The 12,700-nt window shown below is 68.2% G+C and carries 11 protein-coding genes and 3 pseudogenes; 9 read left to right on the forward strand and 5 right to left on the reverse strand.

Annotation, left to right across the window (positions count from 1 at the left end; genetic code table 11):
• Window positions 1-479: 479 nt before the first annotated feature.
• From ACIOEW_RS37920 to ACIOEW_RS37930, 3 genes are all read right to left on the reverse strand, one after another.
• Window positions 480-740, reverse strand: coding sequence for a hypothetical protein (locus ACIOEW_RS37920; RefSeq protein WP_362547417.1), 261 nt, complete (start codon window positions 738-740; stop codon window positions 480-482).
• A gap of 936 nt (window positions 741-1,676) precedes the next feature.
• Complete coding sequence (locus ACIOEW_RS37925; RefSeq protein ID WP_401969829.1) at window positions 1,677-3,047, reverse strand: PA domain-containing protein; 1,371 nt, start codon at window positions 3,045-3,047, stop codon at window positions 1,677-1,679.
• A gap of 148 nt (window positions 3,048-3,195) precedes the next feature.
• Window positions 3,196-3,708: an NUDIX domain-containing protein gene (locus ACIOEW_RS37930; protein ID WP_401969832.1), complete on the reverse strand. Its 513-nt coding sequence runs from the start codon at window positions 3,706-3,708 to the stop codon at window positions 3,196-3,198.
• Window positions 3,709-4,274: 566 nt separating this feature from the next.
• Between ACIOEW_RS37930 and ACIOEW_RS37935 the strand changes: the two genes are divergently transcribed.
• The 3 genes and pseudogenes from ACIOEW_RS37935 to ACIOEW_RS37945 form a co-directional block, all read left to right on the forward strand.
• Window positions 4,275-4,589, forward strand: coding sequence for a cupredoxin domain-containing protein (locus ACIOEW_RS37935; protein ID WP_401969834.1), 315 nt, complete (start codon window positions 4,275-4,277; stop codon window positions 4,587-4,589).
• 93 nt (window positions 4,590-4,682) lie between these two features.
• On the forward strand, window positions 4,683-6,077 hold the full coding sequence (locus tag ACIOEW_RS37940) for a multicopper oxidase family protein (protein ID WP_401969836.1): 1,395 nt from the start codon (window positions 4,683-4,685) through the stop codon (window positions 6,075-6,077).
• 151 nt (window positions 6,078-6,228) lie between these two features.
• A pseudogene (locus ACIOEW_RS37945) lies at window positions 6,229-6,524 on the forward strand (transposase); the annotation flags it as partial.
• Here the strand turns inward: ACIOEW_RS37945 and ACIOEW_RS37950 are convergent.
• The gene (locus tag ACIOEW_RS37950) at window positions 6,472-7,341 is read right to left on the reverse strand and encodes a hypothetical protein (protein WP_401969838.1); all 870 of its coding nucleotides are present in this window, start codon (window positions 7,339-7,341) and stop codon (window positions 6,472-6,474) included. The pseudogene ACIOEW_RS37945 and the gene ACIOEW_RS37950 overlap by 53 nt on opposite strands.
• Window positions 7,342-7,552: 211 nt before the next feature.
• Between ACIOEW_RS37950 and ACIOEW_RS37955 the strand changes: the two are divergent.
• The 3 genes and pseudogenes from ACIOEW_RS37955 to ACIOEW_RS37965 form a co-directional block, all read left to right on the forward strand.
• Window positions 7,553-7,657 (forward strand): annotated as a pseudogene (locus tag ACIOEW_RS37955) (XRE family transcriptional regulator); the annotation flags it as partial.
• 11 nt (window positions 7,658-7,668) lie between these two features.
• Window positions 7,669-8,592, forward strand: coding sequence for a carbon-nitrogen hydrolase family protein (locus tag ACIOEW_RS37960; protein ID WP_401969840.1), 924 nt, complete (start codon window positions 7,669-7,671; stop codon window positions 8,590-8,592).
• Window positions 8,593-8,706: 114 nt separating this feature from the next.
• Window positions 8,707-8,998 (forward strand): annotated as a pseudogene (locus ACIOEW_RS37965) (pirin-like C-terminal cupin domain-containing protein); the annotation flags it as partial.
• Window positions 8,999-9,657: 659 nt separating this feature from the next.
• On the opposite strand, the gene ACIOEW_RS37970 reads toward ACIOEW_RS37965, so the two are convergent.
• A complete protein-coding gene (locus ACIOEW_RS37970) occupies window positions 9,658-9,834 on the reverse strand; it encodes a hypothetical protein (RefSeq protein WP_285572472.1) in 177 nt (58 codons plus the stop codon).
• 1,003 nt (window positions 9,835-10,837) lie between these two features.
• On the opposite strand from ACIOEW_RS37970, the gene ACIOEW_RS37975 reads away from it, so the two are divergent.
• The 3 genes from ACIOEW_RS37975 to ACIOEW_RS37985 all read left to right on the forward strand — a co-directional run bounded on the left by ACIOEW_RS37975 (window position 10,838) and on the right by ACIOEW_RS37985 (window position 12,437).
• A complete protein-coding gene (locus ACIOEW_RS37975) occupies window positions 10,838-11,449 on the forward strand; it encodes a hypothetical protein (RefSeq protein ID WP_363065419.1) in 612 nt (203 codons plus the stop codon).
• Window positions 11,450-11,580: 131 nt separating this feature from the next.
• Window positions 11,581-11,835 carry a hypothetical protein gene (locus tag ACIOEW_RS37980; RefSeq protein WP_401969842.1) on the forward strand — a complete coding sequence of 85 codons (255 nt, stop codon included), beginning with the start codon at window positions 11,581-11,583 and terminating at the stop codon, window positions 11,833-11,835.
• A complete protein-coding gene (locus ACIOEW_RS37985; protein WP_401969843.1) occupies window positions 11,832-12,437 on the forward strand; it encodes a class I SAM-dependent methyltransferase in 606 nt (201 codons plus the stop codon). The genes ACIOEW_RS37980 and ACIOEW_RS37985 overlap by 4 nt, the downstream gene beginning before the upstream one ends.
• Window positions 12,438-12,700: the final 263 nt, after the last annotated feature.

Raw genomic sequence — 12,700 nt, forward strand, 5'->3', positions numbered from 1 at the left:
GGAACGGCAAGGGGAGGGGGTGGTCGCGCGTCCTGGCCGCGACCCCGTGGGGGCCAGGACGGAACATGAACTGGTGTCCCTTGAACGGCTGTTGGCGGCGGTGATTTCGCGGGCCTCGACGCGCCGTCGCCGACCATGCACGTGTTCGTGGTCTTCACCGGCCCACGCGAGGATCTCGCCCCCTGGCCCTGCCATCGCCCGCCCGGACGGCTCCGCATCTACCGCTTACCGCGAGGCCCTCCACGCCTACCTGAGAGGAACTGATGCCGAATCTGCCGCGCAGGGGCCATGCTTCAGGCGGAGCAGGCCAAGACTGCGTTTCGCCATGCCGCCGGCCGCGCCCGCTGTCCAGCTCGTGGAGGGTGATGCGGAGAGCTTCAACTGGCCCTGGCCGGCGCGCTTGAAGCCCACCGTGCCAACTCCCGGCCGCCACCCGCCGGGGCACCCGTTGCGGCGCCCCGGCGGGTGCGGGCCGCCCGTCACCCCGTCGACTCATCCGGGGTGGGGTGTTCCTGGTGGATGCCGGCATTGCGGGCGCTGCCGCGGCCCGAGCCCGCTTCATCAGGGTCGGGCTTATCGGCCTCCGACTCTCCTGCGCGCTCTTCGGAACCTGGCGGGAGAATCACATCAAGGGCGTCCTCGCCGCTCTGCACCTGCTGGTCGGGTACGTCGGCAGGTATCGGCGGCGGACTGCCCTTCGCTCCGGTGTACGCGGTGCCCTCGGGCCTGCGGTCGGTCATGTCGCTGCTCCCGTCAGTACGCGCCGGCCCCAGTGCGGGGCGGGCTGGTGATGCACCTCGCGTACCCCCTGCACCCGGTACGACGCACGGCCCCAGGCTGTGCGCTGTTCCGGGCCACGGAGGCGCCGTAGTAGGCAGGCACCATTCGACGTCGTCCGCGCGTCCCGCGCATCCGCTGACACGTTCCCTTCGGAGGTATCGGCGGCACGGCCGCGAACGTACCCCGGGACGGCAGGGCCTGCGGTGCCGCTCGTCCCGGCAGAATCCGGACGGCAGGGGCCCTGCGGGGCCACTTCTCCCGGCAGAGTGGTGTGCCGTAGCTCAGCCGGACGCCGTCACCGGGCAGCCAGGAGGCACCGCGCCGAACCTGCGCACGGGCTCAGCGCGCCGACGAACCCATCTGGGGCGCCGCTGGACGTGGCCCGGGGCACCAGCGCCTCGGGATCGCATACGGACGGCTCCGGGCCGGTGGTGCAGACCTCGATCTCGGACTTGACACCGGTGACTCGCAGGGTCTGACATTTTGTTGCGTTCCCCACCAGGTATTCCACCAACGTGGACTTGCCGACCCCGGGCTCTTGGTCGTCGGAGGTGAGAAGCGCGACCTTGCCGTCCTTGGCGGCCTGGACGAGTTGCTGCCCGACCGCGGAATCCGGGACGACGGCGATCGGCCGTTGGCATTCGGGTGATCGCGGATTGCACCTCGCTGATCGTCTTGTTGGCCTCGCTGCCCAGGTCTACCGCCCTGGGTTCGATGCCTGCCGCAATGTGAAGGTCAACCAGGTCAGCAACTTCACCGACACGGGCTGATGGGGGCAAGAGCTCCTCCGGCTCCTCCACGGCGCCCCACCAGCGAGCGCGGCACCTGGCGAAGGTGGCCAAGTGCCGCGCTCCGCAACTTGGTTGCTACCTGCCGAACTTTTGTGCCGGCATCATCTACTTCCGTACGCCCACCGCGCGGATGATCTCCTGCTTGACCGAGCCGCCCCGGTCGTCGGTGGCCGAGGCCCGCACGGCGATGTACTGCGCGTCGTTCGGCACCCGCACCGAGCCGGACCAGGCGGCGGACTTGCCGCGTACGCGGCCGAGTGCGACGGACGCCCACGTCGCGCCGTCGTCGAAGGAGACCTCCAGCGTGGAGCCGGTGATCCTCCCGGTGTCCGGAGCGCCCTTGACGTACTCGGAAAAGATCCCGAGGTCCAGACGCCTTCCGGCCCGCACATCGCCGTGCAGGTCGGTGTCGACATCGAACCCGAGATTGAGCATCGGCAGATACGTCCATCGGTCGGCCGGTGTGGCGGCCGACTTGAAGGTCCATTCGGAGTGGCCCTTCGTGGCGAGGTGCCACACCTCCGGGTCGAAGGTGGTGTCGGTGACAACCCTGAAGTCCTGTTCTGTCGGCTTGACGTTCCGGGCGTACGCTCCCGAGCTTGCCTTCCGGTCGACCCGCACCCCGTCCACGTACGCCTCGGTGAACTGGGTCAGCGAGTTCGAGTTCCACACATCGCCGAAGCCGGTGTGGTCCGGTCCCGAGTCGCCCCAACCCGGCGTATTGAACTCCAGGTTGTTGCCTGCGCGCTGCTGGCCCCAGCCGAGGCCAGTGCCCAGCCACGGCTTCCAGACCGGCTTGAACCAGTCCACTGCGGAGCGCGTGCCGCCGCGGTGGCGCACGACGCCCTCACGTTCCTCGATGACGCCCGGGCCGCTGGAAACGGACTGGTGCCACCCCCGGCCGGGGCCGGCGCTGATGTAGTCGGTGCGCTCCGCGGGGAGCTTGATCTTCTCCGGAATGCCCATGCCGACGGGGAAGGTGTCGGTGATCGAGTAGCGGAACTCGCCGCCGTCGGCTTCCTGCGGCGCGTGAAACTTGCTGTTGACGACCGCCAGTTCACGCTTGCTCGGGCGGTACGTCAGGTCAGCGGGGATCGCCCCCGGGTATCCTTCGGTGAGGTCGTACACATACGGCGTGTACTGGGTGCCCGTCAGTACCGCGTCCCGGCCGAGTCGCGCGGCCTCGATCATCCGCGTCCCGTCCGCAGCGTTCACCGTCGCGATGTACAGCGGACGTGTGCCCGGGTCGGACCCGGCGAAGTTGGCCAACAGCCGCCCGGGAGTGTCGTCGGTGACGAACAGGGCCGAGGCACCCGCGTCCTGTGCGTTCTGGGCCAGTTCGGCGGGGGTGATCGCGTCGGTGCGGCGCACGACCAGCGACTTGCCCTTGAAGGCCTTGCCTGCATAGTCGGCGGCGCTTCCGGTGCCCGCGTCCATGAGGGGCATCCGCTTGCGCCCGCCAACTACATGATCCACGCTGACCATTTGGACCGGCAGGACGGCTGGCGCGAGCAGTTGTGGACCCCGCCGGCTCACCGAGGACCGATTCGAGGTGACCTGCTTGCCCTTCTTCTCACCAACTTCGAAGGGCAAGCAGGCGCCCCAGCCCGAGAAGCGGGCAAGGTCAGGGCCGCGCGGTCCGGAACGCGAGATATCGACTGAAGGCTTCATGGCTGTCGGGGGTGAAGCGCCACTCCAGCAGAGCCGACCGCAGATCCGGCTCGGTCAGCCAGCCATGCCAGGCGACCTCATCAGGGTCGGCGGCCACGGTGTCAGGCACCACGGTTTCGTGCACGCCGAGCCAGTGAGGGCTCAAACCGTTGCGGTTGATGAACGTGAACAGCAAGCGTGGCAGCACACGGATGCCCAGCTCTTCGGTCAGCTCCCGCGCGGCGGCCTGTTCATAGGATTCGCCGACATCCACGGCGCCACCGACCACGACCTCGTAGAGCCCGGGGAAGCGCGACAGCTGTTCCGACCGCCGGTGAACGAGGATCCGGCCATGCTCATCGCGACACACCGTCACGGCGACCCGGTGCAGCCAACCCTCCCGTATTGCCTGCCGGCGGCTGACCACCACCCCCAGCACTCGATCCTGATCGTCGACACGGTCCACCAGTTCGTCCACGACGGACACCCTGGCAGAGCCCACTGACAACGCCGCTTCCCGGAGCCCGTGGAGGCCGATCCGGGGAGAACCCGCACCAGGGGGTCGGACGCGGATGACGACAGTTGTCGTGCAGGCTCACAGGCCTTGACCGCGACACCGGCCTGCGGGTCGGTCAGCGTGCAACTGCGCGCAACTGGCTTTCTCCGGAGGCGATCACGGCGCTACTTTTCCCGGCACGGACCCGAACTCGGGCGGAGGGAACTGCCCCGCGGCCACATGGCCGAGCACAACGAGGATATCGCCGCATGACCGGCCTGCAGATCGATGACGGCCCCCCGGGCACCGACGCTCTGCCCAGCACTTGCGGGCATTGGAAGGCATCACCGAGGCGGACGAGACCGCGCTGGTCGCCACTGTGCTCCGCGACGACGACACGACGATGGCGGAGAGCGCAGTAAAGAACCACCTGGAGCGCCGGGCCGCAGAGCTGCTGGCTGGCCCCCGGTTCACCACCTGGGCCCAGAACATGGCCACGGTCATCGAGGCCCGCGGCTTCCTCACCCGCCTACGTGAGTGGATCCTGCTCGGGGCGATTGCTCTGGACGAGCCATGGGCCGCCGAGGACGGGCGACGACACCGGCTCCCTCACCGCCGAGCAGATCGCCGCACTGCCCACCGTCGACATGGTCAACTACCGCTTCGAGCCCTCCATCCTGCGGGCCGCCCCCGGCCAGCCGGTCGCCTTCACCTTCACCAACGACACCGACGACGCCCACGCCTTCGCCGTCGAAAAGCTGGGCATCGACATCGAGGTCCCCAGCGGCCGCACCCGGACCGTCGTCGTCCAGGCGCCCCCGGCCAGTACGCCATGCACTGCTCGGTCGGCAGCCACAGCGCCGACGGCATGAAGGGGCAGCTCGTCATCACCGGCGAAGGGACCACCTCCGCCCCGAACATCTCCGGCACCGAAGCCGCCACCGCCTCCGACGCCCACCACCACGATGGCTGACCTCGTGTCGCGGCGCTCCCTGATCATCGGAGGCGTCGTCGCCACCGCCGGAGCGTTCGTCCCCCTCGTACGCACCCTCACCTCAGCCGACGCACCGGCCGACGGACCGCCGCTCCCCGAACTCCCCGAACTCGATCTCAAAACCCCTCAAGGCGAGCCCGCCACCAGGACAGGCGCCCTCACCGCCGGCAGTGCGGGGGCCGGGCGGCTGGCCTACAACGGCACCGGACCCGGCCCCGGGCCGCTGCTGCGCCTGCGCGAAGGCGACCGGGTCAGGCTGGCCTTCCGCAACGACCTCGACGCCCCCTCCAGCCTGCACCTGCACGGCGTCCCCATGCCGCCCGCCACCGACGCCCCCCTGACTCACCTCGCACCCGGCCAGTCCGATGTCCGCGAGTTCACCCTGCCGCCCGGGTCGGCCAGCACCTACTGGTACCACCCCCACGCCCACGGCGACGTCGAACGGCAACTCCTGGCCGGCCTCGCAGGGCCCGTCGTCGTCACCGGCCCCCTCGACGACCAGCCCGCACTGCGGGACGCCGACGACCGCCTGCTGATGTTCACCCGCACCGGCCGCGACGTCCTCGTCAACGGCGCCACCCGGCCGGTCATCACGGCCCGCGCCGGGCGGACACGCCTGAGACTCCTGAACGCCACCGTCGGCGACCACCTGCTCCTGGCCCTCACCCGCGACGACAAGCCCACCACCGCCCACCTCATTGCCCCCGACAGCGGACTGCTCGAACGGCCCGTCCCGCTCACCGAGATCCTCCTCGCACCCGGCGAACGCGCCGAGATCCTCGTGGAGACCACCACGCCCGGCCGCCTGACCCTGCGTGCCCTGCCGTACTTCGTCTACGGCTCTGGCGGGCAGCAGAGCACCGACCGCCCGATGGCCGGCATCGACGTACCCGCAGACCTCCGACCCCTGGAACTTCCCACCTCACTGCTGCCCGTGGAGAAAGTCGACCCCGCAACCGCCGTCCGCACCCGCAGGCTCCTCCTGGACGCAGACGGCGACGGCTTCTACACCATCGACGGCCGCACCTTCGCCCACGACCGCGTCGACCTGCGCGCCGCCCGGGGGACCCTGGAGATCTGGGAGGTGGAGAACACCCACAGCATGGATCACCCCTTCCACCTCCACAGCTACGCCGTCCAAGTACTCGACAGGGACGGGAAGGCAGAGCCCTTCCGCGCCTGGCGCGACACCATCAACATCCCCACGGGCACCACCGTCCGCCTCGCCGTGCCCTTCCGGGGGGAAGGGGGCCGCACCGTCTACCACTGCCACATCGCCGCGCACGAGGACCTCGGCATGATGGGCATCCTCGAAGTCACCGAGGGAAATGCCCGGTCGGATGAAGGGCCCGCATCCGGCAGGTGATCCTCCGAGCCGCGGCAGCCCTGTCCACCCGCCGACCGTCGCCCGTGCCGGGAACCCGGACGGCCAGGAGGGCACGGGCCAAGGACTTCCGGCACCGCCCGGCGCTCAGGGCCCTGGACGGTGAGAACGAATCGTTCTGCCGCCGCGGCCGCCGCTGCCGCGGGAGGCGGACGACCGCCTGGTCCTGGCCGCGGACCTGCCCTGTTGGCTGCGGCCCAGCGCGCACACCTCGCCGCGGCGGATCCTGTGTCATACCTACGGTCGGGGCAAGGACCAGCACATTCCCGTGCCCGGCCGGCCGTACTCGGTGATCTGCGTGCTGGAGACTGGCCGCAGTTCCTGACCGCGCCGCTGGACGCCCTGCGTCTGGCATCGGGTGACGATGCCGTCACGGTCACCGCCGGGCAGATGCGCGGGCGACCTGCCAGGTGCCTCGGACGGGGTCGAGTGTCGCTGTGTAGTCGACGTGGCTGGGCGGTTTTTGGCCGAGACGCCACCGCTGCGGCATGGCTGACAGGTGGATGGTTGCCAGAGTTCCTGATGCGGCCCCAACAACTCCAATCCAGTGGGGGCTTTCGAGGATCAGCTGGCCTGTGGTCGCAATGTCGGGTTCGGGGATCGTCACTGACGAGGTTGCACCGGTACTGACGAGTGCAGAGCCAGCCTGCAAGGCCAGCAGACGGCTGAGGACCGATGCGGGCATCGTCGCATCTGTGGATTCGGCCGCCAGATAGCAGTCGTCATGCCCGGAGTACCAGAAGCGCGAGCCCGTGATGCGGGGCAGGACCGGCTCGTCGAGGTCCGCCGTTCCAATGACCAGGGCGATCTCGTCAAGCTGGGCCGGGGCCGGCACTGTCGGCACGTCGACCAGAGACAGCTCGTAGGGAGACCAGTTGCCATCCAGGAACCGCGGCAGGCTGTTGCGGTGCATCACCAGGATCTCCTCACCGAGTCCTGGACCGGAAGAGGCCCATGCCTCAACCCGGTGAACGGTGAAGTCGACCCCCTGTTCCGCCGCGATCAACGACGGCTGCCACTCCTGGAAGTCCTCATGCAGGAAGCTGTTCGTCGCAAGGTCCACGACGAGGACCGTGTCGTTCGCCGAACGCAGGAGCACATCGATCAACTCGCTCGCCTGGGCTGCCGAAGCGCTGATCTGCCATGATCCGTCGACCTCACGAACGCTGAAGCTCAGCGGAAACGGCAATCCCTTTATCCCGACGCTGTTGACGTTGAAGGCCCCGTTGCGCTCGACCTTGATCATTGCAACATCCCCCTATGAACTCGCACGCCACCGTGACCTGCGCGGATCATCATCCACCGTCGACCGGGGCAGGCCGCGTCGAGAGCACCGAAGCAGGGGCTGAGCATGTCAGATCCTCGTGCTGCCGGCGGGAGCCTCTCCGGGCAGCTCGCATGCGGCGACATAATCGGTCCAGCGCCCGCAAGCACGCCCGCGCCGACATTGCCTCGAAGCCGAGGGATTCAAGGAAATCTGTTTCCAGGACGGCGGAGGCCGGGCCATGGGCCTCTCGGACGTCGAAATCAACGACATCGACTACCTCGACCGTGATTTCTGACAGGGGAAAACGTGACACGTTCTGGATCACGCAAGGGCGACAGGAGGCGAGCGCTGCGGCTGGCGGTTGCACAGAGCACGGTCCCGGAGGATCCGACCGACTCGGAGAACCTGCGGGCGAGCGGTGACGAACTCCGGCGCCTGATGCGCGAGGCCAGTGCCGCCGGCGCCCGGCTGGTGCAGTTCCCGGAGGGAGCGATCACCTACCCCGGCAAGCACATCATGTCCTCAGGGCCTTCCGGCACGCTTGCCGCTGCGGACTGGACACGCATCGACTGGAACGTTATGCGCGCCGAAGCGCAATCCGTCGCCGATCTGGCCGGCGAACTCGGCCTGTGGGTGGTCTTCGGTTCCGTCCATCCCCTGACGCCGCCACACCGCCCCCACAACAGCCTGTACGTCGTTTCCGACGAAGGCGTCCTTGTCGCCCGTTACGACAAGCGCTTCCTCTCGCACACGGAACTCTCCTACCTCTACACGCCGGGTACGGCACCCCTCGTCTTCGAGGTCGACGGCATCCGGTTCGGCACCGCCCTGTGCATCGAGGCCAACTTCCCCGAACTCTTCCAGCAGTACGAACAACTCGACGTCGACTGCATGCTGATCTCCGTCATGGTCGACGACGCCGCCCGCGCCGCCCTCGCCCAGGCCTACGCAACCCTCTTCAACTACTGGGTCGGCTACTCCCTGCCCGCACAGTTCGCCACCACCGCGCCCGCCACCATCACCGCCCCCGGCGGCCGCCAGCTTGCCCGCAGCCACACCGAAAACCGCCCCGGCCTGGCCATCGCCGACATCGACCTGGACACCCCGGACCCCGACATCGACACCGCCCTGCGCCACGCCCGGCCCTGGCGACGGACCGCCCGAGCAGGTCTGTACGACAACCACACCGTGACCGCGGACCCCAGAAGTGACGCCCGGACCAGCTTCTGACAGGAAGGATCACCCCACACCACTCCACCGCCACTGCCTCAGCCGTACCGTCAGGTGACGACCCGCCACCTCCGCCCAGCGGAAGCCGCACAGCGACGTGGACAGGTCCTCGGTGGGCTGGAGGTCGGCGTAGGCTCCATGCTCTACCTCGGCTGCGGCCGCACGGAGCTCCCCCTGCGTGCGGAGTCCGACGCGGGTCTGGTGCTCCTGGGCGGTGAGTTCTTCGGGGAGGAGATCGTCACGTGGTGGAACTTCGTGGCCAGAACCCAGGACGATATCACGAAGGCCCGTGAGGACTGGACAGAATGGTGATCGGTTCGGCACCGTACGCGGCTATGACGGTGCACCGCTCCCGGCTCCCGCACTGCCCGCTGTGCCCCTGAAGCCGCGTGGACGTGTGCGCTGAGCTGCGGGTTCTTACGGGTTCGTGGCTTTCGAGGTGTGCCCGATCATGCAGCGTCGTTGCTGTGGCGGGAGAGGTCTGGAAGCGGCTGAGAGTGCCTCAGAGGGAGGCCTTCCGGTGGGCCGGCGTTCCCATCTGTGCCCGCGTCTGACCTTGTGTGTCAGGACGGATGCTGACTTAATGCTGACTTTTCTGACTGGGCGTCAGGCCGGTTCGGCTGCTGGTTGAGGCGATCGGAGATTCGGGGCGCCTCGCGGGTGAGAGGTCTGGTCGACGATTGGCGGCGTTGCGGTCCGGATCGTCGTCCAGGCGGAGGAAGCACAGGTCCGCCAGGACGCCGAGGCCAGCAGCGCGCAGGTGGGCCCGCAGGCGGTCGCGGCGGGCGGCGGTGATGCCGTGGGCGCGGCCGGGCCGACTGATCTTCAAGCCCGTCCAGCTTCGTACGCCGCGCGGCGATCCGCTGCAGCACTGGGGGCTCCATCATGGGCCGGAGTACGGAGCGGCACCTGCGGCGACGGACAGGAATCCGCAATCCCACCCCTGCACAACGGCCTACACCCAGACTGCCGCCCGCGACCAGCACGAACACCCCGACCTGGCGTCACACCAGTACCCTGAACAGCTCCTTCAAGATGGCGCAGTTTCATTCCTCCCAGGCCACCTCATACGTCAGGGTCCGTCGTATCGTCGACGTTCCGGTCAGCGTTCTGGTACATCCGCTGGACCTTGCGCCAGGCGATGATGATTTCTGGCAGCTGGTCGAGCAGTCCCCGGGCGACGAATAGGAAGATGCTCAGCACGCCGGAGGCGGCCAGCAGCCAGAGAATGATGGAGTCCACCCGTTCGAGTCCCTCGTGATCCAGGGTCGAACATGGGTGACGTCCACTCAGTTCGACCACCGACTTGTGTGGTCAGAACTGAGGTCTACGCCGACAGTAAAGCTCAGGTACTGCTATCCCATGGGTAATGCGAGCACGCCCTGAGGCAGCCGCAGTGAGCGGTGAGGTAGCAGGTGGCCGGGTCGTTGTTCACGGCTCGAACAGCTGCCCCTCGATGTGTCGGCTCGTGGGGAGTTGATCCTGCGCTGCTCCTGAAACTACCTCCTGATCAGGACATGGCAGCTAGAAAGGCCACGCGGGACATGCCACCTGGCGATGAGGTACAGGGGGCCACCGCTGCCGAGCGCCGACCAGACCGGGCCTGCAACGGCAGAGGAGGACCCGTTCTGCCCAGTGAACTCCGTGCCGGCGTTCGCCCGTACAGGTCAGGGCCTATACGCCGTCATGGAACCGGCGAGCGTGAGCAGGTTCCGGCCGTGAGGCGTTAGAGCGGTGCCGGCTCCTGCGAAGTGGGCTGATATCCCGGGTGCCATGGGATTGCGGGAGCCCCACCGCAGCGAGGGCTTGCTCGGCCGTCTGAACGCCCCATCATGGCCGCAATTCTGGTGCTGGCCTTCACGAGCTTGTCCCTGAGCTGGGCGGCGAACTGGCGCAGGCGACCCAGTTCAGGATTCTCGGAGGTTGTCTCTTCGTGCAGGCCCTGGGCAGCGACGTGTTCCGGCTCCTCGCGGTCCGTGTTGGCAACTGCCTTGTGTGGTGTGCTGCTGGCTGCTGGGGGCGTTCGTGTGGTACGGCTCCGTTCAGCTTCTGTGTCAGCGCCTCCCCATAGGGGTCTCGGACCGCTTTCATCGTTGGTACGAGCTGATCACACGGTATCCGAACGGCCCCTGCATCGAGCCTGATTCACGTCAGTGCCGATGTAGCGACCCGCCGGTCCGAACGCTTCATTGCAACCGTCGGGTGAGTCCTGCAGGGGCTGAGCGCGATCTGGGGGAAGGCGACCATGAAGAGAATAAGAAGCCTGGATAGCGTCATCACTACCCCCGGGCACCGAATCAGCCTGATGCAGGCATCCAGCGACTGGATGGACGCCGAAAACGCTCGGGCGCAGAGGTGGCACCGCGGGCCCTCCACGCTGGAACGCCCGTCGCGTAGCGGACAGCTTCGGCGGCTCCGTCAGCAGTTCCGTCGCGAGGCCGCCGAAAGGCACGAGCGTCTCGCCGGCGATCGCCAAATCCGTGTGCTCGCTTACAGCTTGCTTCTGGGCCGGGGCGCGAGCCCGGATGAGGACTGGAACACCCTCCAGGTCGAGGCCGAGCGGCGCGGATACGCGATAGGGGCACGGCTCCACGACGTGGCCGTCCCTGTGACCACGACGTACTTCCCCGGCTCGCGCACCAGCCGTGGTGTCTACACGCCACCTTGGAAGCGCCCTGGCTGGGGTGAGGTAGAGCGACTGATCCGAGGTGGCTTCGCGGACGGCGTGATCGTCCTCGACCGGCACAACATCAGCTCCGACGATGACGAATACCAGACCGTCATCAAGGAGTTGGGCGAGCGGTACCAGGCGTTCGTACACCTCGTGATCCCCGAGGAGCCCACTGCGCCGGCTTGAAGGCGTCCGCTGCGCTGGATGGACGCGAAGGGCTGGGGCTGGAGACAGATCAGCGCCCAGGTCCTCCTCATCGCCACCGTGTTCGCCGTGCTCGCCATCACTTACCACTACGCCTGATCAGGGGGACCAGCATGACGTTCGAGGGGCACACCGACCGGGCGCCGCGAGTCCTACCCCGCCGCGAGCAGGGCGAGGCCCTTCTCGCCATCCAGGAGGCTTCCCCGGAACCGCCCAGCGATGCCGGGCTGGACCTCTTCGCAGTCCCGGCCGGAGCGGTGCGGGGCGGCGGCTTCGACCTCTTCCGCTTCCACCGCCTCCCCTGCCTGTCTGCCTCCGGGAGCCCGGTGTCGCCCAGCTCCGCCGGAGACCCTCAGGACGCGGCATGACGACGGCCGTGGACCACCTCAACTCCGTCCAGTGGGATACCTGGTACCGCGAGGGCCGCGCCGTGGACCGCCTCGTGACCGCCTCCGAGGCCGACCGATTCCTCCAGCGCATCACCCCGTCCGCCGGGTCGTCCGTGCTCGACGTCGGTTGCGGCATCGGCCGTTTCAGCAGGCAGCTCGTTGACTGGGGGTACGACGTGCTGGGCCTGGACTTTTCGTCGGCGGCGATCCAGACCGCTCGAAGGCAAGGCACCGAAGGTCGGCTGCGTTACGGCGTCCATGACGTCGACGCGGACGCGATCCCGCCCCAGCTGCAGCCCGCCTCGCTAGATCTCATCGTCTGCCGCAACGTTCTGCCGTTCATCGATCATCAGCGCTTCATGGTCGACGCACGACGTTGGCTCCGGCCCGGCGGGCAGTTGTACGTCCTCGTCCGCGTCTGGTCCGAGCGCGGAGCCGAGCCGGACGGGAGGCAATGGCAACGCGGCTTCACCGAGGAACAGGTCCAGGCCCTCCAGAACGGGTGGGCCGAGCAGGAACGCTGCTGGCTCGGCAGGCACACCGCTCTGTTCTTGTCCGGCGAGCGCAGCCGGACTCTGTGACACCGCACGGTCGCCCACCAGCCCGCCACCTCACACCCTTCCATCGAGGAGATCCTGCCGTGACGACCAGCCCGATTCCTCCACCCTCGGCCAGCACTACGTCGACGAAGCGAAGGTCTGCCAGCACGCCGCCACGTGCCCTTCTCCTCGACCTCGACGGCGTCCTGCTCGACACCCGGCCGGTCATGGAGAAGGCGTGGCATGAGGTCCAGGCAGCTCATGGCCTCGATATGCCGTTCGCCTCGTACGAGCGCCACTTGGGC

The sequence above is a fragment of the Streptomyces sp. NPDC087901 genome (genome assembly GCF_044742205.1).
In the GTDB taxonomy this organism is placed as follows: Bacteria; Actinomycetota; Actinomycetes; order Streptomycetales; family Streptomycetaceae; genus Streptomyces.